This is a genomic window from Roseateles sp. (assembly GCF_965229315.1).
Taxonomy (GTDB): domain Bacteria; phylum Pseudomonadota; class Gammaproteobacteria; order Burkholderiales; family Burkholderiaceae_C; genus Pelomonas.
Map to the genome: position 1 here is coordinate 1,956,019 of NZ_CBDDJA010000002.1, position 23,040 is coordinate 1,979,058.

Consider the following 23,040-nt stretch of genomic DNA (forward strand, 5'->3'; position numbering starts at 1 on the left):
TCAGACCTTGCTCAACGTCAGCGTGCCGAAGGCGGCACCCAGCGCGGCGGTTTGTGCGAGGCCGGCGGGCACACGGGCGAGGCCTTCAGGCAGACCGGCTTCGAGGCGGGCGGGCAGTTGGGCCGCGCCGCCGTCTTGAACGATGCGGACGTAGTCGCCGTCGTGCAGAGCCAGCTGCTGCCACAGGCCAGTGGGCAGGCCCACCATTGCCGCTTCACGGCCATCGGCCGTCAGCTGCAGCGAGGTCGAGTTGCGCACCAGCGCGTCGGTCGCGTAGATAGGCAGGTTGCCGAAGCGTTCGACACCATCGGCCTTGGCAACGATTTGTGGCGTGGCAGAGGTGCCATTGCTGAGGCGGGCCGCGATATCACCTCCCAGCGCCTGCTCGCGCACCTGCTCGGAGCTGTCCTGGTCAAAGCCCGGCAGGCCCAGCAGGTTGCCCAGCACGCGCAGCACCTTCCAGCCCGGGCGCGTCTCGGCCAGCGGCCTGACGACGCCGACGAAGCTCTGCAGCCGGCCCTCGGCGTTGACGAAGCTGCCGGAGGTCTCGGTGAACGGCGCAATGGGCAGCAGCACATCGGCGTATTCGAGACCGCTCTTGAACGGACTCAGCACGACGACCATCTCGGCCGCGTCCAGCGCCTTGGCGGCGGCGCCCGTGTTGGCCGCATCCAGTACCGGGTCGGTGTTCAGCAGCAGCGCGGCCTTCAGCGGCGAGCCGGCCAGCATCTGCGCGGCGTTCAGGCCGTCGATCTGCGGTTGCGCCTTGACGAGCTGCGCGCCGACGGTGTTTGCCGCGGCGGTCAGGTAGCCGACGGTCGCGCCGGTCTGCTGGCCAATCCACTGGGCGAGTGCCAGCAGGCTGGCCGCTTGCGGATGTTCGGCCGCAGCGTTGCCCAGCAGGATGGCCTTGCGCTGGCCGGACGACAGGCTGGCGGCCATGGCCTGGGCTTCATCGGTCGCCGTGCCGGACAGCGGCGCACCGTCACCGATCGCGGCGGCCAAATCGGCCAGGGCTTGCACCCAGCCCGAGGGCGCCACGGATTGCGACGCGGCGAGCGGCAGCAGCCAATCGTCGCTGTTGATGCCAATGCGATGCACGGCCGCACCGCGGCGCGCCGCATGGCGCAGGCGCGCCGCGAACAGCGGGTGGTCCTTTCGCAGGTTGGAGCCGACGACCAGCGCCCGGTCCAGCTCGGACAGGCTGGCGATGCTGGTGCCCAGCCAGCGGGCCTGGCCGGCGGGTGCGGCGTTGCCGAAATCGCTGTGGCGCAGGCGGTGGTCGACGTTGTCACTGCCCAGGCCGCGCACCAGTTGCGCCAGCAAATGCAGTTCCTCGACGGTGCTGTGGGCCGAGCCCAACGCGCCGATGGCTGCCGCGCCGTGGTCAGCCTTGATGGACTTCAGGCCGTTGGCGACGTATTCCAGCGCCGTCGTCCAGTCGACCTGCTTCCAGGCACCGCCCTGCTTGATCATGGGCGCGGTCAGGCGCGCGTCGCTGTTCAGCGCTTCGTAGCTGAAGCGGTCGCGGTCGGCGATCCAGCATTCGTTGACGTCTTCGTTCTCCAGCGGCACGACGCGCAGGACCTGGTGGTTCTTGACCTGGACGATCAGGTTGGCGCCGGTGGAGTCGTGCGGGCTGACGCTCTTGCGGCGCGACAGCTCCCAGGTGCGGGCGCTGTAGCGGAAGGGCTTGCTGGTCAGCGCGCCGACCGGGCAGATGTCGATCATGTTGCCCGACAGCTCGGAGTCCACCGTGCGGCCGACGAAGGTCTGGATCTCGCTGTGCTCGCCACGGTGGGCCATGCCCAGCTCCATGACGCCGGCGATCTCCTGGCCGAAGCGCACGCAGCGGGTGCAGTGGATGCAGCGGCTCATCTCCTCCATCGAGATCAGCGGGCCCACGTTCTTGTGGAAGACGACGCGCTTTTCTTCGGCGTAGCGGCTCTTGCCCGCGCCGTAGCCCACGGCCAGATCCTGCAGCTGGCACTCGCCGCCCTGGTCGCAGATCGGGCAGTCCAGCGGGTGGTTGATCAGCAGGAATTCCATGACACCCTGCTGGGCCTTGAGCGCCTTGTCGCTCTTGGTGCGCACGATCATGCCCTGCGTGACCGGCGTGGCGCAGGCGGGCATGGGCTTGGGTGCCTTCTCCACGTCCACCAGGCACATGCGGCAGTTGGCCGCGATGCTGAGCTTCTTGTGGTAGCAGAAGTGCGGGATGTAGGTGCCGGCCTTTTCGGCGGCATGCATGACCATGCTGCCTTCCTGCACCGAGACCTTGTTGCCGTCGAGTTCGATTTCAACCATGGCTGTTCCTGGGACTGCTTAGACCGCCACCAGGGGCTTCTTGTGTTCGATCAGGTGCACGAACTCGTGCTTGAAGTGCTTGATCATGGCCCGCACCGGCATCGCCGCGGCATCGCCCAGCGCGCAGATGGTGCGGCCCTGGATGTTGTCGGCGACCGAATTCAGCAGGTCGAGATCGTCCGCCCTGCCCTGGCCGGCGTAGATGCGCTCGATGACGCGATGCATCCAGCCCGTGCCTTCGCGGCACGGCGTGCACTGGCCGCAGGACTCGTGCGTGTAGAAGTAGGACAGGCGCATCAGGCTCTTGACCATGCAGCGCGAGTCATCCATGACGATGACGGCACCCGAACCCAGCATGGAACCGGCCTTGGCGATGGAGTCGTAGTCCATCGTGCAATTCATCATGATCTCGGCGGGCAGCACCGGCGCGGATGAGCCACCGGGGATCACCGCCTTCAGCGTGCGGCCCTTGCGGACGCCACCTGCAAGCTCCAGCAGCTTGCTGAACGGCGTGCCCAGCGGGATCTCGTAGTTGCCCGGGCGCTCCACGTCGCCTGACACCGAGAACAGCTTCGTGCCGCCGTTGTTGGGCTTGCCGATCTCCAGGTAGGCCTGGCCGCCGTTGCGGATGATCCAGGGCACCGCCGCGAAGGTCTCGGTGTTGTTGATGGTGGTCGGCTTGCCGTACAGGCCGAAGCTGGCCGGGAACGGTGGCTTGAAGCGCGGCTGGCCCTTCTTGCCTTCCAGAGACTCCAGCAGCGCCGTCTCTTCGCCGCAGATGTAGGCGCCGAAGCCGTGGTGGGCGTGCAACTGGAAGCTGAAGTTGGAACCGAGGATCTTGTCGCCGAGGTAGCCGGCGTCGCGCGCCTCTTCCAGGGCCGCCTCGAAGCGCTCGTAGACCTCGAAGATCTCGCCGTGGATGTAGTTGTAGCCGACCGAGATGCCCATCGCGTAGGCGGCGATGGCCATGCCCTCGATGACCTGATGCGGGTTGAACATCAGCAGGTCGCGGTCCTTGCAGGTGCCCGGTTCGCCTTCGTCGGAATTGCAGACGAGGTACTTCGCACCCGGGAACTGGCGGGGCATGAAGCTCCACTTCAAGCCGGTCGGAAAGCCCGCACCGCCTCGGCCGCGCAGCGCCGAGGTCTTCACTTCGGCGATGACCTGGTCAGGCGTCATGCCGCCGTCAGCCGCGAGGATCTTCTTCAGCGCCTCGTAGCCGCCGCGCGCCTCATAGTCCTTGATGGACCAGTTCTTGCCGTTCAGGCCGTCGTAGATCTGCGGGGTGATGTGGCGGCCGTGGAAACAGGTCTCGGCGCCCGTGGATTGGAATTTGGTGAGGTCCAGCATGTCGTCCTCAGGCCTTCACTGCCGTGGTTGCAGCATTGGCACGCAGCACATCGACGAGTTCGTCGAGGCGCTCGGCCGTCATGAAGCTGCACATCTGGCGGTCGTTGACCAGCATCACCGGCGAGTCGGCGCAGGCGCCCAGGCACTCGCTCTTCTGCACGGTGAACAGGCCGTCGGCCGTCGTGCCGCCCTCTTCCACGCCCAGCTTGTGGCACAGGTGCTCCAGCGCCGTCTGGCCGTCGCGCAACTGGCAAGGCAGGTTGGTGCAGACGTTCAGCTTGAACTGGCCCAGCTTGCGCTGGTTGTACATGTTGTAGAAGGTCGTGACCTCGTACACGGCGATCGGCGCCATGCCCAGATGCGCGGCGATCACGTCCTCGGCCGCGCGGGACACGAAGCCCTCTTCCTGCTGCACGATGGCCAGGCAGGCCATCACGGCGGACTGGCGCAGCTCGTAGGGATACTTCGCGACCTCGCGGTCGAAGCGAGCGCGGGTGGCGTCAGAGAGTTGGTAGCTGCTCATCGATCAATCTCGCCGAACACGATGTCCATGGTGCCGATGATGGCGACGGCGTCCGCGATCATGTGGCCGCGGCCCATCTCGTCCAGCGCGGCCAGATGCGCGAAGCCAGGTGCGCGGATCTTCAGCCGATAGGGCTTGTTCGCGCCGTCGCTGACCATGTAGATGCCGAACTCACCCTTGGGGTGCTCGACAGCCGCATAGGCCTCGCCCTCGGGCACGTGGAAGCCTTCGGTGAAGAGCTTGAAGTGGTGGATCAGCTCTTCCATGTTGGACTTCATGTCCACGCGCGAAGGCGGTGCCACCTTGTGGTTGTCGGTGATGACGGGGCCCGGGTTGGCACGCAGCCAGGCCGAGCACTGCTGGATGATGCGGTTGGACTGGCGCATCTCTTCCACGCGCACGACATAGCGGTCGTAGGTGTCGCCATTGGTGCCGACCGGGATGTCGAAATCCATCTTGTCGTACACGTCGTAGGGCTGCGTCTTGCGCAGGTCCCAGGCGATGCCCGAACCGCGCAGCATGGCACCGGTGAAGCCGAGGTTCAACGCACGCTCGGGCGTCACGACGCCGATGCCGACCGTGCGCTGCTTCCAGATGCGGTTGTCGGTCAGCAGCGTCTCGTAGTCGTCGACGTTCTTCGGGAAACGCGCGCAGAAGTCGTCGATGAAGTCCAGCATCGAGCCCTGGCGGTTCTCGTTGAGCTGCGCGATGGCCTTGGCATTGCGGATCTTGCTGACCTTGTACTGCGGCATCACGTCCGGCAGGTCGCGGTAGACACCACCCGGACGGAAATACGCGGCGTGCATGCGAGCGCCCGACACGGCCTCGTACAGGTCGAACAAGTCCTCACGCTCTCGGAAGCAGTAGATGAGGATGTTCATCGCACCGCAGTCCAGGCCGTGGCACCCCAGCCAGAGCAGGTGGTTCAGCAGGCGCGTGATCTCGGCAAACATCACGCGGATGTACTGCGCGCGGATCGGCACCTCCAGACCCAGCATCTTCTCGATGGCCAGGCAGTAGGCATGCTCGTTGGCCATCATCGACACGTAGTCGAGACGGTCCATGTAGGGCAGCGACTGGATGTAGGTCTTGCTCTCGGCGAGCTTCTCGGTCGCGCGGTGCAGCAGGCCGATGTGCGGATCGGCGCGCTGGATGACTTCGCCGTCCAGTTCCAGCACCAGGCGCAGCACGCCGTGGGCAGCCGGATGCTGGGGACCGAAGTTCAGCGTGTAGTTCTTGATTTCTGCCATGACTGTTCGACTTACAGGCCGCCGTACTTGTCTTCGCGGATGATCCGCGGCGTGATCTCGCGGGGCTCGATGGTCACCGGCTGGTAGATGACGCGCTTTTGCTCGGCGTCGTAGCGCATCTCGACGTGGCCCGACACCGGGAAGTCCTTGCGCATCGGGTGGCCGATGAAGCCGTAGTCGGTCAGGATGCGGCGCAGGTCGTTGTGGCCGTCGAAGATGACGCCGAACATGTCGAAGGCTTCGCGCTCGAACCAGTTCGCCGAACTCCACACATCGGTGACCGAGGCCACGCAGGGAAAGTCGTCATCGGTGGCGAAGACCTTCAGGCGCAGGCGCCAGTTCTTGGTCACCGACAGCAGGTGGCTGACAATGGCGTAGCGCGGGCCTTCACGGCCCCCATTGCCAAAGTCGCTGTAGTCCACACCGCAAAGGTCGATCAACTGCTCGAGCTTCAGCTCGGGGTGGTCGCGCAGCGTGGTGGCCACGTCGTGGTAATCCACCGCGCGGACGGTCAGCGTCAACTCGCCCAGCGCGTTCTTCAACTCGACGACACGTTCGCCGAGGACGGCACCCACTTGCTGGGCCAGGGTTTCGAGGTTCATGCTCATGCCTTGGCGCTCAGCGGGCGATGGTGTTTTCGCGGCGGATCTTGGCCTGCAACTGCAGGATGCCGTACAGCAGCGCCTCGGCCGTCGGTGGGCAGCCGGGCACGTAGACATCCACCGGCACGATGCGGTCGCAGCCGCGCACGACGGAGTAGCTGTAGTGGTAGTAGCCGCCGCCGTTGGCGCAGGAGCCCATCGAGAGCACCCAGCGCGGCTCGGCCATCTGGTCGTAGACCTTGCGCAGCGCCGGCGCCATCTTGTTGCACAGCGTGCCGGCCACGATCATCAGGTCGGACTGGCGCGGGCTCGGGCGGAACAGCATGCCGAAGCGGTCGATGTCGTAGCGCGCGGCACCCGCGTGCATCATCTCGACAGCACAGCAGGCCAGGCCGAATGTCATCGGCCAGAGCGAGCCGGTCTTGGACCAGTTGATGAGCTTGTCGACCGACGTGGTGACAAAGCCCTCTTTCAGGACGCCTTCAATACCCATTTGAAATTCCCAGCTTGTGTCGGCCGCAGGCTTATTCCCAATCGAGGGCGCCTTTTTTCCACTCGTAGGCGAAGCCGACGACCAGAATGCCGAGGAAGATCATCATCGCCCAGAAGCCCGTCGCACCGATTTCCTTGAGCGCGACGGCCCAGGGAAACAGGAAGGCAATTTCCAGGTCGAAAAGAATGAACAGGATGGCGACGAGGTAGTAGCGCACATCGAATTTCATGCGCGCGTCTTCAAAGGCCTCAAAGCCGCATTCGTAGGGGGAGTTCTTGGCCGCGTCGGGCCGATTGGGGCCGAGCAGCCCGCCGAGCAACTGGGGTGCAATCCCGACCACTGCGCCGACCAAAATGAAGAGGATGACGGGCAGATATTGTTCGAGATTCATCTTGGCCTTCTCGGGTCGACTAAAACGTCTTCGTCAACATGGCCGCCGGTGAAGCAGGCCACAAAAGCAAACAGGCGCGCCACCAGCGAATCGAATGATCTCGCTCGCGGATCGCGCCCGCCTTGAACCTTGCGTCGATCAGCCCGGCGTCAAACCGGGCGACTTCAGCGACAGGCCGCTATGGCTGACCCCCGCATCAAAACTGCGGGAATCCTAGCCGATGTTCTGGTGCCGTCGGCGAGACTCGAACTCGCACAGCTTTCGCCACTACCCCCTCAAGATAGCGTGTCTACCAATTTCACCACGACGGCAGGTATTCAAATATGCCTGGCAACCGGGGAGGGTTTGCTTGCCAGACAGCCTCGCATTCTATACCGAAAGTGACAACCCTCCAGCGGAGGAAGCGAGGCTTTTAGTCGGGATTCAGTTCGCCGCGGACGAAGCGGAAACGGCCGGCGGCACGGTGGGTGCCACGACGGCGCCCGGGATTGCCGCGGCACCCGATGCGGCCGGCGCCGGCGCGACGACAGGCGAGCGATCCAGCACGTTGTCCGCGGCCGAACTGGCCGTGCGGCTGTTGGACAGGTAGGCCAGGCCCAGCGTGCAGCCGAAGAACACCGTGGCCGCAAATGCGGTGGTGCGCGACAGGAAATTGGCGCTGCCGGTGGCGCCGAACAGGCTGCCCGACGCTCCACTGCCAAAGGATGCGCCCATGTCGGCGCCCTTGCCGTGCTGCACCAGCACCAGACCGATGATCGCCAGGGCGGACAGCAACTGAACGATCAACACCAGATTTGCAAAGAACTGCATTCCAAACACTCCATCAAAACTCGTTGACGCCGCGCTCCAATGCGGGCGCCGGGAAAACTCAGTGGGCGGCCGCCAGGCAGATCGCCGCGAAATCAGCCACTTTCAGCGACGCGCCGCCAATCAGGCCGCCGTCGATGTCGGGTTGCGCGAACAGCTCGGCCGCGTTGTTGGCCTTGACGCTGCCTCCGTAGAGGATGCGCATCACGCCGGAACGATCAGTGGCAGCCTGCAGTTGCGCGCGCAGCACGGCATGCACGGCCTGTGCCTGGGCAGGCGTGGCCGTCAGCCCGGTGCCGATGGCCCAGACGGGCTCGTAGGCCACGACCATCTCGCCGCAGCAGTGGCCCAACGTGTGGATGACGGCGGCGAGCTGGCGCTTGACGACGGCGTCCGTCTGCCCGGCGTCGCGCTCGGCGAGCGTCTCGCCGACACAGACGATGGGGCACACGCCATGCGCGAGCGCAGCCTTGGCCTTGTCCGCCACCAGCTGGTCGCTCTCCGCGTGATACGCGCGGCGCTCCGAGTGGCCGACGATGGCGTAACGGCAACCCACGTCGGCCAGCATCGCACTCGACACCTCACCGGTGTAGGCGCCCTGCTCATGCGCAGAGCAGTCCTGCGCACCGTAGACCATGGCCGTGCCGGTCAGGGCCAGCGCAGTCTCGGCGAGATAGGGGAACGGCACGCAGACCGCCACATCGGCATTCCACGGCCCGCCCTCCTTCAGACCCGCCAGCAACTGCGCGTTGGCGGCGCGGCTGCCGTGCATCTTCCAGTTGCCGACGACGAGTTTTCTTCTCATCTCCACTCCATCACCAGTTCAGCACGATCTTGCCGATGTGCTGGTTGGACTCCATCAGCGCATGCGCCTCGGCCGCCTGGGCCGCGGGCAGTTCGCGATAGACGACCGGCCTGATGCGACCCGCCTCGATCAGCGGCCAGACCTTGGCGCGCAGCGAGCGCGCGAGCGCCGCCTTGAACGCCGCCGAGCGCGGGCGCAGCGTCGAGCCGGTGATCGTCAGCCGCTTGCGCAGCACCAGACCGGCATCGATCTGCGCGTTCACGCCGCCCTGCACCGCGATCAGCGCCAGGCGGCCGTCCTCGGCCAGCGCCTGCACGCCACGACCGATGTAGTCGCCGGCCACCATGTCCAGGATCACGTCGACGCCGCAGCCACCGGTGGCCGCCTTGGCTTCAGCCACGAAATCCTGTTCACGGTAGTTGATGGCGACGTCAGCACCCAGCGCCAGGCAGGCCGCCGCCTTGTCGGCACTGCCCACCGTCACCAGCACGCGGGCACCCAGCGCCACGGCCATCTGGATGGCCGTGACCCCGATGCCACTGCTGCCGCCGTGAATCAGCAGCGTTTCGCCCGGCTGCAGCGCAGCACGTTCGAACACGTTGGCCCAGACGGTGAAACAGGTCTCGGGCAGCGTCGCGGCCTGCGCCATCGACCAGCCCTGTGGCACCGGCAGGCACTGGGCCACAGGCGCCGCGCACAGCTCGGCATAACCGCCACCATTGACCAGCGCACAGACCTTGTCGCCGACCGCGAAGCCGGCTTCGGCCAGCGCCGCCGCGTCACCCGAGACGATCTCGCCCGCCACTTCCAGGCCGGGCAGATCGCTGGCGCCAGCGGGTGGCGGGTAGGCACCCTTGCGTTGCAGCACATCCGGCCGGTTGATGCCGGACGCCGCCACGCGGATCAGGCACTCGCCAGGCCCGGCGACCGGATCCGGCCGCGCGGCCAGTTCCAGCACCTCGGGCCCGCCGGGGCGGGTGATCTCAATGGCTTGCATCGCTCAGGCGCTCCGCCTTGCTTACTCAGCGGCGGCTTCAGGGGCCGGCGCAGCAACAGGCGCTGGCGCTGGCGCGGGCGCGGCGTCACGGTCGATCAATGCCTTCATGGACAGCTTGATGCGACCCTTCTCATCCGTCTCCAGCACCTTGACCTTGACGATCTGGCCTTCGCTCAGGAAGTCCGTGACCTTCTCGACGCGCTGGTGCGCGATCTGGCTGATGTGCAGCAGGCCATCCTTGCCGGGCAGCAGGTTCACAAGTGCACCGAAGTCCAGGATCTTGACGATGGGGCCTTCGTAGACCTTGCCGATTTCCACTTCGGCGGTGATCTCGGCGATGCGCTTCTTGGCCAGTTCGGCCTTCTCGCCGTCGGTCGAGGCGATGGTGATGGTGCCGTCTTCGCCGATGTCGATCGTGGTGCCGGTCTCTTCGGTCAGCGCGCGGATGGTGGCGCCGCCCTTGCCGATCACGTCACGGATCTTTTCCGGGTTGATCTTCATCGTGTACAGGCGCGGCGCGAAGTCGCTGACTTCGGTGTTCGCCGTGGCCATCGCGCCGACCATCACGCCCAGGATGTGCAGGCGGGCTTCCTTGGCTTGCGCCAGGGCGACCTGCATGATTTCCTTGGTGATGCCCTGGATCTTGATGTCCATCTGCAGCGCGGTGATGCCGGTCGTCGTGCCGGCCACCTTGAAGTCCATGTCGCCGAGGTGGTCCTCGTCACCCAGGATGTCGGTCAGCACGGCGAAGCGGTTGCCGTCCTTGATCAGGCCCATGGCGATGCCGGCCACGTGGGCCTTCATCGGCACACCGGCGTCCATCAGTGCCAGGCAGCCGCCGCACACCGAAGCCATCGACGAAGAGCCATTGGATTCGGTGATTTCCGAGACCAGGCGCACCGAGTACGGGAAGTCTTCCTTGCTCGGCAGTGCGGCGATCAACGCGCGCTTGGCGAGGCGGCCATGGCCGATTTCGCGGCGCTTGGGGCTGCCCACGCGACCCGTCTCGCCGGTGGCGAAGGGGGGCATGTTGTAGTGCATCATGAAGCTGTCGGTGAACTCGCCGGCCAGCGCGTCGATGCGCTGCGCGTCGCGGTCCGTGCCCAGCGTCGCGATGACCAGGGCCTGCGTCTCGCCACGGGTGAACAGCGCCGAGCCATGGGTGCGCGGCAGCACGCCGTTGCGGATCTCGATGGGGCGCACGGTGCGGGTGTCGCGACCGTCGATGCGCGGCTCGCCAGCCAGGATCTGGCCACGCACGATGCCGGCCTCGATCTCGAACAGCAGGCCCTCGACCTCGACCTTGTCGAACTCGACGCCATCGGCCTTCAGTGCGGCGAAGACGTTGGACGTCACGGTGCGGCAGGCTTGCGTGCGGGCCTGCTTGGAGCGGATCTGGTAGGCCGCCTTCAGGCCTTCTTCGGCCAGGCCCTTGACCTTGGCAATGAACGGCTCGTTCTTGGCCGGCGCGGTCCAGTTCCAGGCCGGCTTGGCGGCATCGCGCACGAGGTCGTTGATCGCGGCGATGGCGATGTTGCCCTGCTCGTGGCCGTAGACCACGGCGCCCAGCATGATTTCTTCCGACAGGCCGACGGCCTCGGACTCGACCATCAGCACGGCGGCTTGCGTGCCGGCGACGATCAGGTCCATCTGGCTGTTGGCCAGCTCGGTCTTGCCCGGGTTCAGGATGTATTCGCCGTTGACATAGCCCACGCGCGCGGCGCCGATGGGACCGTTGAACGGGATGCCGGAGATGGCCAGCGCGGCGGACGTGCCGATCATGGCGGCGATGTCGGCCTGCACTTCAGGGTTCAGGCTCAGCACGTGCACGACGACCTGGACTTCGTTGAAGAAGCCTTCCGGGAACAGCGGGCGGATCGGGCGGTCGATCAGGCGGCTGGTCAGCGTCTCCAGCTCGCTCGGGCGGCCTTCACGCTTGAAGAAGCTGCCAGGGATCTTGCCGGCGGCGTAGGTCTTCTCGATGTAGTCGACGGTCAGCGGAAAGAAATCCTGGCCGGCCTTGGCTTCCGTCTTCGCGACCACGGTGGCCAGCACCACGGTGCCTTCGATGCTCACCAGCACGGCGCCGGTTGACTGGCGGGCGATCTCGCCGGTCTCGAGCGTGACCTGGTGGTTGCCCCACTGGAAGCTCTTGGTGACCTTGTTGAACAAACTCATGCTCATCTCCTGGTTGATGGACGACGCTGTCACACGACGGCGGCGTCAGGGAAAACCGGGGAACGATGCTGGGTTTGGCTGCGATGCCATTCCAACGAGACTCGATCGAGTCGCCTTGGAATGACACATCGATGCCACGTCAGCCTGGCTCCGCGGTAGATGGACAAAGAGCCTGTACTGGGCTTGAGGACCAGACAGGCTCCATGTCGGATGGGGCGAATTACTTGCGCAGGCCGAGCTTGCCGATCAGCGCGACGTAGCGGCTGGAATCGATGCGCTTCAGGTAGGCGAGCAGGCTCTTGCGGGTGTTGACCATCTTCAGCAGGCCGCGACGGCCGTGATGGTCCTTGGCGTGCGTCTTGAAGTGGGGCGTCAGCGCGTTGATGCGGGCGGTCAGCAGGGCGACCTGGACTTCAGGGCTGCCGGTGTCATTGGCGCTGCGCGCGTTGGTCTTGACGATTTCGGCCTTGTTCAGATCGGCGACGGACATGTTGTTTTCCAAAAGGTTTCGGAAGTCCGGCCGGGCAAGACGCGTTCAAGGCGCTGCCGCAGACGGTTTCCGGGGTTGACTTGCGGACACGGGGGAAACCGCCCCGAGCCGTGCTGGTACCGCTCAACTCGCGCTGAGCGTTCTGTTCTGCGCCGTGAAGCGCAAAACCTGCGGATTCTAGCGCAAAGCCAGACCCGGCCCCAACCACAACGGGTCAGGCGTGCGGACATGCGGCCAGCCGCCCCGGCTTTCAAGAGCGCGAAGCGCCCTGCCCTGCGAATGCGTGACTTCTCTGCTCAGCGGCGGCAAAGGGTCTTGAAGCGCTGCGGCATCGCCACATCTGCCGGTCATCGGGTGCTGCTCCCGACCGGTTCAGCAGCGCAACCACTGGAGTTTCACCATGTTCTACCTGACCCATCCCCGCCATGTTGCCCGCGTCCTGCGCCAGTTCGATGCCGACACCAACACCGCCCGCACGCCGGCCCTGGACGTGAGCGAAGACGACAAGGCGTATCGCGTGACGGTCGACATGCCCGGCGTCGTCAAGGAAGCAGTCAAGGTGCGCATCGACGGCCGCCGCGTGAGCATCGAGACCGCCAGCGAGGAAGTCGTCGCACCGACCGACGGTTCCCGCGTGCTCTACCGCGAACGCCGGGCTGCCAGCTACGCCCGCAGCTTCTCACTGCCGGCCGAGATCGACCAGGGCCAGTCGCAAGCCCGCTTCGAGAACGGGGTGCTGACGCTCAACCTCACCAAGCGCATCGCCGAGAACGGCGGCCAGCTGACGGTCAACTAAGCCGCCCCAAGCTCCCAGCGCGGACGGACTTCAAAGCCGCCGTCCTGCCTGGGGTGGGCCATGCCGCGCTGCACACGCAGCGCGGCGGCCATCGCGATCATGGCGCCGTTGTCGGTGCACAGCGACAGCTCGGGATAGTGCACACGCACGCCCCGCTTCGCGCAGACGGCATTCAGCTGCTCGCGCAGCTTGGCGTTGGCGCCGACGCCACCCGCGACGACGAGGCGCTTCAAGCCCGTTTCCTTCAACGCCAGCAGCGACTTCTTGACGAGCACCTCGACGATGGCTGCCTGAGTCGATGCAGCCAGGTCAGCCCGGGTCTGCTCGCACGGCGAGTCACCCATCTTCTTCACCTGCGTCAGCACCGCCGTCTTCAGGCCGGCGAAGCTGAAATCCGGTCTGCCGCTGTGCAGCAGCGGGCGCGGCAGCGCGTACGCCTCGGGGTTGCCAAACTCCGCCATGCGCGCCAGGTGCGGGCCACCGGGATACGGCAGGCCCAGCAGCTTGGCGCTCTTGTCGAAGGCCTCGCCGGCGGCATCGTCGATGGTCTCGCCGAGGATGTCGTACGAGCCCACGTCGTCCACACGCATCAACTGCGTGTGCCCGCCGCTGACCAGCAGCGCGACGAACGGGAACTCCGGCGGGTCGGCCGACAGGAAGGGCGACAGCAGATGCCCCTCCAGGTGATGGATGGGCAGCGCCGGCACCGCCAGCGCAGCGGCCAGCGACACGGCCACGCCGGCGCCCACGAGCAACGCGCCCGCGAGTCCGGGGCCTTGTGTGTAGGCAATCAAGTCGATGTCATGCAGCGCCAAGCCGGCCTGCGTCAGCACCTCGCGCGTCAGCGGCAGCACACGGCGCACATGGTCGCGTGAGGCCAGCTCGGGCACGACGCCACCATAGGCCTGGTGCATGGCAATCTGGCTATGCAGCGCCTGCGCGAGCAGCTTCGGCGGTGCATCACCGTTCACCTCGACAAGCGCTACCCCGGTCTCGTCGCAAGAGGATTCGAAACCCAGGATGCGCGCGGCTTGGTTCACTGGCCTTCCTTGGCGTGGTTGATCGAGTACTTGGGGATTTCGACCGTGACATCCTGCTGGCGCAGCAGCGCCTGGCAGGACAGGCGCGAGTCCGGCTCCAGCCCCCAGGCGCGGTCGAGCATGTCTTCCTCGTCCTCTTCCATCTCGCTCAGCGAACGGCCGCCCTCGCGGACGATGACGTGGCAGGTCGTGCACGCGCAGACCTGGTCGCAGGCGTGCTCGATGGGGATGTCGTGGGCCAGCAGCGCTTCGCAGATCGACGTGCCAGGCTCGGCAGTGATGCTGGCGCCGTCGGGGCAGTACTCGGCGTGCGGGAGGATCTTGATGACGGGCATGTCTTTTGTTCTCTCAAAGGGCCGAGACGTTGCGGCCGGTCAGCGCGCGGGCGATGGAGCGGTTCATGCGCTCGGCGGCAAAGCCTTCGGTCGCTTGCGCCAGAGCCTTCACGGCGGCATCGATGGCGTCGGCATCGCCGTCCATCCTCGCCAGTGCCAGCAGCTGCGATTCGAGCGCCTCGCGCTCGGCTGGCGGCAGCAGGTCGCCATCGGCAGCCAGCGCACTGCGCGTGGCGAGCACCATGCGCTCGGCCTCGACCCGCGCCTCGCGCAGCTTGCGCGCGGCCATGTCGACCTCGGCGCTGGCAAAGCCGTCCTTCAGCATGCTGGCGATCTCGTCGTCGCCCAGGCCGTAGCTGGGCTTGACGGTGACGGCGGCCTGCACACCCGAGGTCAGCTCCTCGGCAGACACGTTGAGCAGCCCGTCGGCATCGACCTGGAAGCTGACGCGGATGCGCGCCGCACCGGCGGTCATCGGCGGGATGCCGCGCAGCTCGAAGCGCGCGAGGGAGCGGCATTCGCTGACCAGCTCGCGCTCGCCCTGCACGATGTGCACGGCCAACGCGGTCTGGCCGTCCTTGAAGGTCGTGAAGTCCTGCGCCTTGGCCACCGGGATGGTCGAGTTGCGCTCGATGACGCGCTCGACCAGTCCACCCATGGTCTCCAACCCCAGCGACAACGGGATCACGTCCAGCAGCAGGATCTCGCCGTCGGCCGCATTGCCGGCCAGCTGGTTCGCCTGGACGGCCGCGCCCAACGCGACGACTTCATCGGGGTTCAGGTTGGTCAGGACCCTGGACTGACCATCCGGGCCAAACAGTTCGCCAACGGCGCGGCGCACCACGGGCATGCGCGTGGAGCCGCCGACCATGACGGCGCCCTGCACGTCCGCGGCCTTGACCTTGGCGTCGCGCAGCACGCGCTTCACGGCGGACAGCGTCTTGGTGATCAGCGGTTGGGCGAGTTCTTCGAATTGAGCTCGCGTGACGGCCACGCGCAACTCGCCGCTGTCGAGCGCGGCGAACAGCTCGGTCGAGTCGGCATCCGACAGCGCTTCCTTGGCGGCGCGTGCGGCGACGAGGACAGCGCGCTTGTCGTGAGCCGATGCGACGGCGCGGCCGCCCAGCGCCCAGTCGGCCAGCGCGCGGTCGAAGTCGTCACCGCCCAGAGCCGCGTCGCCGCCGGTCGCGACGACTTCGAACACACCGCGCGTCAGGCGCAGCAGCGAGATGTCGAAGGTACCGCCACCCAGGTCGTAGACCGCGTAGAGACCTTCGCTGGCGTTGTCCAGGCCGTAGGCAATGGCCGCCGCCGTGGGCTCGTTGATGAGGCGCAACACCTTGAGACCGGCCAGCTCGGCGGCGTCCTTGGTCGCCTGGCGCTGCGCGTCGTCGAAGTAGGCCGGCACCGTGATGACGGCGCCGAACAAGTCGTCGGCAAAGCTGTCCTCGGCGCGGAAGCGCAACGTGGCGAGGATCTCGGCAGACACCTCGACGGGGCTCTTCACGCCGTCGCGCGTGGCGATGGCCAGCATGCCGGGGCGGTCTTCGAAGCGGTACGGCAGCTGGCCGCGGTGGGCCACGTCGGCCAGGCCACGGCCCATGAAGCGCTTGACCGAGACGATGGTGTTCTCGGGGTCTTCGGCCTGGGCGGCCAGCGCATCGGCGCCGATCTGGCGCCGGCCTTCAGGCAGGTAGCGCACGGCGGACGGCAGGATCACACGGCCTTGTTCGTCAGGCAGGCATTCGGCCACACCATGGCGGACGGCGGCGACGAGGGAATGGGTCGTGCCGAGGTCGATGCCGACGGCGATGCGGCGCTGGTGCGGGTCGGGCGAGGCGCCGGGTTCGGAGATCTGAAGCAGGGCCATGTTTTAGGCGTCTAGCGCGGCGAGGCGCTGGTCGATATCGGCACGGAAGCGCTGGATGAACATCAGCGCGCGGACCTGGGAGGCGGCAGCGGCAGCGTCGTTGGTTTCGTCGAGCAGATGCTGCACGGTGGTGAGTGCGGTGGCTTCGGCCTGGGCTGCCTCGTCGTCGAGCGTGGTCAGCGCGGCCTCGCCGTCGGCGTCGTCGAGGGCCTCACGCCATTGCATCTGCTGCATCAGAAAGGCCGCGGGCATCTGCGTGTTGTTTTCGGCCTGCACCGGCGCGCCACGCAGCTCACACAGGTAGGCCGCGCGCTTGAGTGGGTCGCGCAGGCGCTGGTGGGCTTCGTTCACCCGCATCGCCCACTGCATGGCAACGCGCTGGGCCGCGGCGCCTTCCGATGCGAAACGGTCGGGGTGGACTTCAGCCTGCAGCGACTTCCAGCGGGCGTCGACGTCCGCGCGCACCTGGGCCTGCTGTTCAGGCAGGCCGAAGAGCTGGAAGTCGTTGTCGGTGAGGCGCATGGCGGGTTGTAAAAGCAAAAGGCGCGGTTCACACCGCGCCTGTCATCGAGTCAGCGAGTTTCAGACACGGAAGGACTCGCCGCAGCCGCACTTGTCTTTCTCGCGCGGGTTGCGGAACTTGAAGCCTTCATTCAGGCCTTCGCGCACGAAGTCGAGTTCGGTGCCGTCGAGGTAGGGCAGGCTCTTGGGGTCGATGAGGATCTTCACCTCATGGCCTTCGAAGATCACGTCCTCGGGCGCCACGTCGTCGGCGTATTCGAGCTTGTAGGCCAGGCCCGAGCATCCCGTGGTTTTCACGCCCAGGCGCACGCCCACGCCCTTGCCGCGCTTGGCGATGTAGCGCTTGACGTGGCGGGCCGCGGCTTCGGTCAGCGTGACGGACATATCGCTTAGGCCGTGGTCGCTGCGTGCTTGGCGCGGTAATCGTCCACCGCGGCCTTGATGGCGTCTTCGGCCAGGATGGAGCAGTGGATCTTGACCGGCGGCAGCGCCAGCTCTTCGGCGATGTGCGTGTTCTTGATCGTCAGCGCCTCGTCCAGGCTCTTGCCCTTGACCCATTCGGTCACGAGCGAGCTGGAGGCGATGGCCGAGCCGCAGCCGTAGGTCTTGAACTTGGCGTCCTCGATGAGGCCGGTCGCCGGGTTCACCTTGATCTGCAGCTTCATCACGTCGCCGCAGGCCGGCGCGCCGACCATGCCGGTGCCGACGTCGTCATCGCCGTTGTCGAACTTGCCGACGTTGCGGGGGTTTTCGTAGTGGTCCACGACCTTGTCGCTGTATGCCATGTTGTTCTCCTGATCAGTGAGCAGCCCACTGAATGGTGCTGATGTCGACGCCGTCCTTGTACATGTCCCACAGCGGGGACAGCTCGCGCAGCTTGCCGACACGGTCGGTCAGCACGCTGATGGCGTAGTCGATTTCTTCTTCGGTCGTGAAGCGGCCGATGGTCATGCGCAGCGAGCTGTGGGCCAACTCGTCGCTGCGGCCCAAAGCGCGCAGCACATAGCTGGGCTCCAGGCTGGCCGACGTGCAGGCCGAGCCCGACGACACCGCCAGGCCCTTGACGCCCATGATCAGCGACTCGCCCTCGACATAGTTGAACGAGATGTTCAGGTTGTGCGGCACGCGGTGCTCAAGGTCGCCGTTGATGAAGGTCTGCTCGATGCCCGACAGCCCCTTCACGAGGCGGTTGTGCAGCGCACGGATGCGCTCGCTCTCCGCACCCATCTCTTCGCGGGCGATGCGGAAGGCCTCGCCCATGCCGACGATCTGGTGCACAGGCAGCGTGCCCGAGCGCATGCCGCGCTCATGCCCGCCACCGTGCATCTGCGCTTCCAGGCGCACACGCGGCTTGCGGCGCACGTACAGCGCACCGATGCCCTTGGGGCCGTAGGTCTTGTGCGAGGCCAGGCTCATCAGGTCGATGGGCAGTTGGGCCATGTCGATGGCGACCTTGCCCGTGGCCTGGGCCGCGTCGACGTGGAAGATGATGCCGCGCTCGCGGCACAGGTTGCCCAAAGCGACCACGTCCTGGATGACGCCGATCTCGTTGTTCACGTACATGACCGAGGCCAGGATGGTGTCCGGGCGCAGCGCGGCCTTGAAGGCTTCCAGGTCGACGAGACCGTTTTCCAGCACGTCGAGGTAGGTCACGTCGAAGCCCTGGCGCTCCAGCTCGCGCATGGTGTCGAGCACGGCCTTGTGCTCGGTCTTCACGGTGATGAGGTGCTTGCCGCGGGTCTTGTAGAACTGCGCGGCGCCCTTGAGCGCCAGGTTGTTGGACTCGGTCGCGCCGGAGGTCCAGACGATCTCGCGCGGGTCGGCACCGATCAGCTCGGCGACCTGAACGCGGGCCTTTTCAACAGCCTCTTCCGCCTCCCAGCCCCATGCGTGGCTGCGCGACGCCGGGTTGCCGAAATGCTCACGCAACCAGGGAATCATCGCGTCCACCACGCGGGGATCGCACGGCGTCGTCGCGCCGTAGTCGAGGTAGATCGGGAAGTGCGGGGTCATGTCCATGGAACGACTTCTCTTGGGTTCTTCTGACTTACTTGCTGAACGCGCCGCTGAGATTGCCACCCAGCGCGAACACCGAGTTGGGCGCCGTCACGCGGATGGGCTTGAGCACCGGCTGGCTGGAAATGGCGCGCTTGATGGGCGCCGCCTCGACCTCGAAGCCCTTGGCCAACTGCTCGTCGGCCAGCTTGCGCAGGGAGACCGAGTCGAGGTACTCGATCATCTTGGCGTTCAGGTTGGTCCACAGCTCATGCGTGATGCAGCGGCCGCTGTCCTCGCCCATGCAGTTTTCCTTGCCGCCGCAGCCGGTGGCGTCAAGCGCCTCGTCCACGGCGACGATGATGTCCGCCACGGTGATGTTCTCGGCCTTGCGACCCAGCGAGTAACCGCCGCCGGGGCCGCGCGTGCTTTCCACCAGTTCGTGGCGGCGCAGTTTGCCGAACAGCTGCTCCAGGTAGGACAGCGAAATCTGCTGCCGCTGGCTGATCGCCGCCAGGGCCACGGGGCCGGTGTTCTCGCGCAGCGCCAAGTCCAGCATCGCGGTGACTGCAAACCGGCCTTTGGTAGTGAGACGCATAAAAACTCCTTTGCGAGATGACACGACCAGGATTTGTCCTGGACAAACGATTTCGGGTTAACCCGGCACGCTTGGACAATAGCCGAGCGAATCATTTCCGATGATTTTACTCGACTACTGCAGCATTTCCTATGGGCCGCGGGTAGCCCTGGCCTCGTCCGGGTTTTTGCTGCGCCGCAGCAGCTTCAGCGTGGCGTGGCCGGCTTGCGGGCGCTGTCCAGCGGCACGATGTTGTCGTGCACGCGTGCGCCGAAGGCCTGCTCGCGCAGTTGCGCGAGTTGGTCGCGCAGGCGCGCCGCCTTCTCGAACTCCAGGTTGCGGGCGTGCTCCAGCATCTGCTTTTCCAGCTGGGCGATGCGTTTGGCCAGATCCTTTTCGGACAAGTCCTCTACCTGAGCCGCCGCCAGCAGCTTGGCGTCGTCGCGGCCGGACTCGGCTGAATACACGCCATCGATCAAGTCCTTGATGCGCTTGGTCACGCTGCGCGGCGTGATGCCGTTTTCCTCGTTGAAGGCGATCTGCTTGGCGCGCCGGCGCTCGGTTTCGCCGATGGCCTTGCGCATCGACTCGGTGATGCGGTCGCCATAGAGGATGGCCTTGCCGTTGAGGTTGCGCGCGGCGCGGCCGATGGTCTGGATCAGGCTGCGCTCGGCGCGCAGGAAGCCTTCCTTGTCGGCGTCCAGGATGGCGACCAGCGACACCTCGGGGATGTCCAGCCCCTCGCGCAGCAGGTTGATGCCCACCAGCACGTCGAAGGCGCCCAGGCGCAGGTCGCGCAGGATTTCCACGCGCTCCACCGTGTCCACGTCGGAGTGCAGGTAGCGCACCTTGACGCCGTTGTCGCTGAGGTAGTCGGTCAGCTGCTCGGCCATGCGCTTGGTCAGCGTCGTGATCAGCACGCGCTCCTGCATCTCGACGCGCAGGCGGATCTCCTGCAGCACGTCGTCCACCTGGTGCGTCGCGGGCCGCACCTCGACGAGCGGGTCCACCAGGCCAGTCGGCCGCACGACCTGCTCGACCACCTGGCCGGCGTTGTCCTGCTCGTACTGCGCCGGCGTGGCGGACACGAAGATGGCCTGGCGCATCTTGCGTTCGAACTCCGCGAACTTCAGCGGCCGGTTGTCCAGCGCCGACGGCAGCCGGAAGCCGTATTCGACCAGCGTCGTCTTGCGCGCGCGGTCGCCGTTGTACATGCCGCCGAACTGACCGATCAGCACATGGCTCTCGTCCAGGAACATCAGGGCGTCGGGCGGCAGGTAGTCCACCAGCGTCGGCGGCGGGTCGCCGGGCGCGGCGCCGGATAGGTGGCGCGTGTAGTTCTCGATGCCCTTGCAGTGGCCCACCTCCTGCAGCATCTCCAGGTCGAACCGGGTGCGCTGCTCGACGCGCTGGGCCTCGACGAGCTTGCCCTCCTTGACGAAGAAATCGACGCGCTCGCGCAGTTCCGCCTTGATCGCGTCCGTCGCCGCCAGCACGCGTTCGCGCGGCGTCACGTAATGGCTGCTGGGGTAGACGGTGAAGCGCGGGATCTTCTGGCGGATCTGCCCCGTCAGCGGGTCGAACAGCGACAGAACCTCGATCTCGTCGTCGAACAGCTCGATGCGGATGGCCAGCTCCGAGTGCTCCGCCGGGAACACGTCGATGGTGTCGCCGCGCACGCGGAAGTGGCCGCGGGTGAACTCCATCTCGTTGCGGGTGTATTGCATGCGGATGAGCTGCGCGATGACGTCGCGCTGGCCCATCTTGTCGCCCACGCGAAGCGTCATCACCATCTGGTGGTAGTCGCTCGGGTTGCCGATGCCGTAGATGGCCGAGACCGACGCGACGATGACCACGTCGCGCCGTTCCAGCAGGCTCTTGGTGCAGGACAGGCGCAACTGCTCGATGTGCTCGTTGATGGCGCTGTCCTTCTCGATGAACAGGTCGCGCTGCGGCACGTAGGCCTCGGGCTGGTAATAGTCGTAGTAGCTGACGAAATACTCGACGGCGTTGTTCGGAAAGAAATCGCGGAACTCGCTGTACAGCTGCGCGGCCAGCGTCTTGTTGGGCGCGAAGATGATGGCCGGGCGGCCCAGGCGGGCGATGACGTTGGCCATCGTGAAGGTCTTGCCGGAGCCGGTCACGCCCAGCAGCGTCTGGTAGCTGAGGCCGTCGTGGATGCCTTCGACGAGTTGGTTGATCGCCGCCGGCTGGTCGCCAGCGGGCGGGAACGGCTGGAACAGCTGGAACGGCGAGCCTTCGAAGCTGACGAATTCGCCCTTGCGCTCCTCGGTGTCACCCTCTGTGGCGGGCATGGCGTTCAAGGCTTCTTGCATGGGGAATTCCCTGGGTTCACGGGCAAAATTGCTGCGCTGCATTGCTGCAATGCAGAAACAGTCAGGTTAGCGCAGACCCTGATTCTTCAAGCCTCCCCTCCTGCCAACGTCCTTTCAGGAACCTCCCCCATGTCCCTCTTCGCCGAAGTCTCCCTGGCCCCCCGCGACCCCATCCTCGGCCTGAACGAGCAGTTCAACGCCGACACCCGCCCGGGCAAGGTCAACCTCGGCGTCGGCGTGTACTACGACGAGAACGGCAAGCTGCCGCTGCTGAAATGCGTGCAGGCCGCCGAAGCAGCGATGGCCGCGGCCCCCAAGCCGCGCGGCTACCTGCCCATCGACGGCATCGCCGCGTACGACAAGGCCGTGCAGAAGCTGGTCTTCGGCGGCGAGCTCAAGAACGTCGCGACCGTGCAGGCCCTGGGCGGCACCGGCGCGCTGAAGATCGGCGCCGACTTCCTGAAGCACCTCAGCCCCGGCGCCACCGTGCTGATCTCCGACCCCAGCTGGGAAAACCACCGCGCACTGTTCACGCAGGCAGGGTTCAAGGTTGAGACCTACCCCTACTACGATGCCGCCAACAAGGGCGTCAACTTCGACGGCATGCTGTCCGCGCTGAACGCCGCGCCGGCCGGCACGGTTGTCGTGCTGCACGCCTGCTGCCACAACCCCACCGGCTACGACATCACGGCGGCCCAGTGGGCACAGGTGGTCGCCGCAGTCAAGGCCAAGGGCCTGACGCCCTTCCTGGACATGGCCTACCAGGGCTTCGGCTTCGGGCTGAAGGAAGACGGCGAGGCGGTGCGCCAGTTCCAGGCCGCCGGCGTGGGCTTCTTCGTGTCCACCAGCTTCTCCAAGAGCTTCTCGCTGTACGGCGAGCGTGTCGGTGCGCTGAGCGTCGTCTGCACCAGCGACGAGGAAGCCGTGCGCGTGCTGTCGCAGCTCAAGATCATGATCCGCACCAACTACTCCAACCCGCCGACGCACGGCGCGCAGGTCGTCGCCCAGGTGCTGGCCGATGACCAGCTGCGCGGCCTGTGGGAGGAAGAACTGGCCGGCATGCGCGTGCGCATCAAGGCCATGCGCTCGGCGCTGGTGGCCGCACTGAAGGCGGCCGGCGTCACGCAGGACCTGGGCTTCGTGACCGAGCAACTGGGCATGTTCAGCTACTCCGGGCTGACTGCCGCCCAGATGCAGCGCCTGCGTGACGAGTTCGGCGTCTATGGCGTGGACTCGGGCCGCATCTGCGTGGCCGCGCTGAACGAAGGCAACCTGCCGACCGTGGCGGCGGCCATGGCGGCGGTCATCCAGGGCTGACGCAGCCCTGGGCGCACCGTCCAAGTGCGCAGGATTGGCGCTTTAGGGCGCCGATCCGA

23 protein-coding genes and 1 tRNA gene are annotated in these 23,040 nt (G+C 66.2%); 2 read left to right on the forward strand and 22 right to left on the reverse strand.

Going from position 1 to position 23,040, the window contains the following annotated elements; genetic code table 11:
• The 13 genes from nuoG to rpsO form a co-directional block, all read right to left on the reverse strand.
• The gene (nuoG, locus tag ACO07H_RS13805; RefSeq protein WP_422015053.1) at nucleotides 1–2,307 is read right to left on the reverse strand and encodes an NADH-quinone oxidoreductase subunit NuoG; all 2,307 of its coding nucleotides are present in this window, start codon (nucleotides 2,305–2,307) and stop codon (nucleotides 1–3) included.
• 18 nt (nucleotides 2,308–2,325) lie between these two features.
• Complete coding sequence (nuoF, locus tag ACO07H_RS13810) at nucleotides 2,326–3,657, reverse strand: NADH-quinone oxidoreductase subunit NuoF (RefSeq protein ID WP_422015055.1); 1,332 nt, start codon at nucleotides 3,655–3,657, stop codon at nucleotides 2,326–2,328.
• Nucleotides 3,658–3,664: 7 nt separating this feature from the next.
• Nucleotides 3,665–4,180 (reverse strand): NADH-quinone oxidoreductase subunit NuoE, encoded by a 516-nt coding sequence (gene nuoE, locus ACO07H_RS13815; RefSeq protein WP_422015057.1) that lies wholly within the window; start codon nucleotides 4,178–4,180, stop codon nucleotides 3,665–3,667.
• Nucleotides 4,177–5,430, reverse strand: coding sequence for an NADH-quinone oxidoreductase subunit D (locus ACO07H_RS13820; RefSeq protein ID WP_422015059.1), 1,254 nt, complete (start codon nucleotides 5,428–5,430; stop codon nucleotides 4,177–4,179). Before ACO07H_RS13820 ends, nuoE begins: the two co-directional genes overlap by 4 nt.
• Nucleotides 5,431–5,441: 11 nt before the next feature.
• Nucleotides 5,442–6,038: an NADH-quinone oxidoreductase subunit C gene (locus tag ACO07H_RS13825; RefSeq protein WP_422015061.1), complete on the reverse strand. Its 597-nt coding sequence runs from the start codon at nucleotides 6,036–6,038 to the stop codon at nucleotides 5,442–5,444.
• 10 nt (nucleotides 6,039–6,048) lie between these two features.
• Nucleotides 6,049–6,525, reverse strand: a complete 477-nt coding sequence (locus ACO07H_RS13830) for a NuoB/complex I 20 kDa subunit family protein (protein WP_046113908.1) — start codon at nucleotides 6,523–6,525, stop codon at nucleotides 6,049–6,051.
• A 31-nt stretch (nucleotides 6,526–6,556) separates the two neighbouring features.
• Nucleotides 6,557–6,916, reverse strand: a complete 360-nt coding sequence (locus ACO07H_RS13835) for an NADH-quinone oxidoreductase subunit A (protein ID WP_422015064.1) — start codon at nucleotides 6,914–6,916, stop codon at nucleotides 6,557–6,559.
• Nucleotides 6,917–7,142: 226 nt separating this feature from the next.
• Nucleotides 7,143–7,227: transfer RNA gene (locus ACO07H_RS13840), tRNA-Leu, on the reverse strand.
• Between the two features lie 112 nt (nucleotides 7,228–7,339).
• Entirely contained in the window at nucleotides 7,340–7,726 is a 387-nt protein-coding gene (gene secG, locus ACO07H_RS13845; RefSeq protein WP_422015066.1) for a preprotein translocase subunit SecG, read from the reverse strand.
• A gap of 58 nt (nucleotides 7,727–7,784) precedes the next feature.
• Nucleotides 7,785–8,528 carry a triose-phosphate isomerase gene (gene tpiA / locus ACO07H_RS13850; RefSeq protein ID WP_422015068.1) on the reverse strand — a complete coding sequence of 248 codons (744 nt, stop codon included), beginning with the start codon at nucleotides 8,526–8,528 and terminating at the stop codon, nucleotides 7,785–7,787.
• A gap of 10 nt (nucleotides 8,529–8,538) precedes the next feature.
• Nucleotides 8,539–9,525, reverse strand: coding sequence for an NAD(P)H-quinone oxidoreductase (locus ACO07H_RS13855; RefSeq protein ID WP_422015070.1), 987 nt, complete (start codon nucleotides 9,523–9,525; stop codon nucleotides 8,539–8,541).
• A 21-nt stretch (nucleotides 9,526–9,546) separates the two neighbouring features.
• Entirely contained in the window at nucleotides 9,547–11,703 is a 2,157-nt protein-coding gene (pnp, locus tag ACO07H_RS13860) for a polyribonucleotide nucleotidyltransferase (RefSeq protein ID WP_422015072.1), read from the reverse strand.
• Between the two features lie 220 nt (nucleotides 11,704–11,923).
• A complete protein-coding gene (gene rpsO / locus ACO07H_RS13865) occupies nucleotides 11,924–12,193 on the reverse strand; it encodes a 30S ribosomal protein S15 (RefSeq protein ID WP_422015074.1) in 270 nt (89 codons plus the stop codon).
• Between the two features lie 400 nt (nucleotides 12,194–12,593).
• Between rpsO and ACO07H_RS13870 the strand changes: the two genes are divergently transcribed.
• Complete coding sequence (locus ACO07H_RS13870) at nucleotides 12,594–12,989, forward strand: Hsp20/alpha crystallin family protein (protein ID WP_422015076.1); 396 nt, start codon at nucleotides 12,594–12,596, stop codon at nucleotides 12,987–12,989.
• On the opposite strand, the gene tsaD is transcribed toward ACO07H_RS13870, so the two are convergent.
• The 9 genes from tsaD to uvrB all read right to left on the reverse strand — a co-directional run bounded on the left by tsaD (nucleotide 12,986) and on the right by uvrB (nucleotide 21,643).
• A complete protein-coding gene (gene tsaD / locus ACO07H_RS13875) occupies nucleotides 12,986–14,029 on the reverse strand; it encodes a tRNA (adenosine(37)-N6)-threonylcarbamoyltransferase complex transferase subunit TsaD (RefSeq protein ID WP_422015078.1) in 1,044 nt (347 codons plus the stop codon). The genes ACO07H_RS13870 and tsaD overlap by 4 nt on opposite strands.
• Nucleotides 14,026–14,364 (reverse strand): ISC system 2Fe-2S type ferredoxin, encoded by a 339-nt coding sequence (fdx, locus tag ACO07H_RS13880; RefSeq protein WP_422015080.1) that lies wholly within the window; start codon nucleotides 14,362–14,364, stop codon nucleotides 14,026–14,028. The genes tsaD and fdx overlap by 4 nt, the downstream gene beginning before the upstream one ends.
• A gap of 13 nt (nucleotides 14,365–14,377) precedes the next feature.
• Nucleotides 14,378–16,234, reverse strand: a complete 1,857-nt coding sequence (gene hscA / locus ACO07H_RS13885; RefSeq protein ID WP_422015082.1) for a Fe-S protein assembly chaperone HscA — start codon at nucleotides 16,232–16,234, stop codon at nucleotides 14,378–14,380.
• A 3-nt stretch (nucleotides 16,235–16,237) separates the two neighbouring features.
• Complete coding sequence (hscB, locus tag ACO07H_RS13890; protein ID WP_422015084.1) at nucleotides 16,238–16,756, reverse strand: Fe-S protein assembly co-chaperone HscB; 519 nt, start codon at nucleotides 16,754–16,756, stop codon at nucleotides 16,238–16,240.
• Between the two features lie 60 nt (nucleotides 16,757–16,816).
• Nucleotides 16,817–17,140, reverse strand: coding sequence for an iron-sulfur cluster assembly protein IscA (gene iscA, locus ACO07H_RS13895; RefSeq protein ID WP_422015086.1), 324 nt, complete (start codon nucleotides 17,138–17,140; stop codon nucleotides 16,817–16,819).
• A 5-nt stretch (nucleotides 17,141–17,145) separates the two neighbouring features.
• Nucleotides 17,146–17,541: a Fe-S cluster assembly scaffold IscU gene (gene iscU, locus ACO07H_RS13900; protein ID WP_422015088.1), complete on the reverse strand. Its 396-nt coding sequence runs from the start codon at nucleotides 17,539–17,541 to the stop codon at nucleotides 17,146–17,148.
• A 13-nt stretch (nucleotides 17,542–17,554) separates the two neighbouring features.
• A complete protein-coding gene (locus ACO07H_RS13905; RefSeq protein ID WP_422015090.1) occupies nucleotides 17,555–18,775 on the reverse strand; it encodes an IscS subfamily cysteine desulfurase in 1,221 nt (406 codons plus the stop codon).
• A gap of 28 nt (nucleotides 18,776–18,803) precedes the next feature.
• On the reverse strand, nucleotides 18,804–19,349 hold the full coding sequence (iscR, locus tag ACO07H_RS13910; protein WP_422015092.1) for a Fe-S cluster assembly transcriptional regulator IscR: 546 nt from the start codon (nucleotides 19,347–19,349) through the stop codon (nucleotides 18,804–18,806).
• Nucleotides 19,350–19,534: 185 nt separating this feature from the next.
• A complete protein-coding gene (gene uvrB / locus ACO07H_RS13915) occupies nucleotides 19,535–21,643 on the reverse strand; it encodes an excinuclease ABC subunit UvrB (RefSeq protein WP_422018640.1) in 2,109 nt (702 codons plus the stop codon).
• A 150-nt stretch (nucleotides 21,644–21,793) separates the two neighbouring features.
• On the opposite strand from uvrB, the gene ACO07H_RS13920 reads away from it, so the two are divergent.
• Entirely contained in the window at nucleotides 21,794–22,981 is a 1,188-nt protein-coding gene (locus ACO07H_RS13920) for an amino acid aminotransferase (protein WP_422015094.1), read from the forward strand.
• Nucleotides 22,982–23,040: the final 59 nt, after the last annotated feature.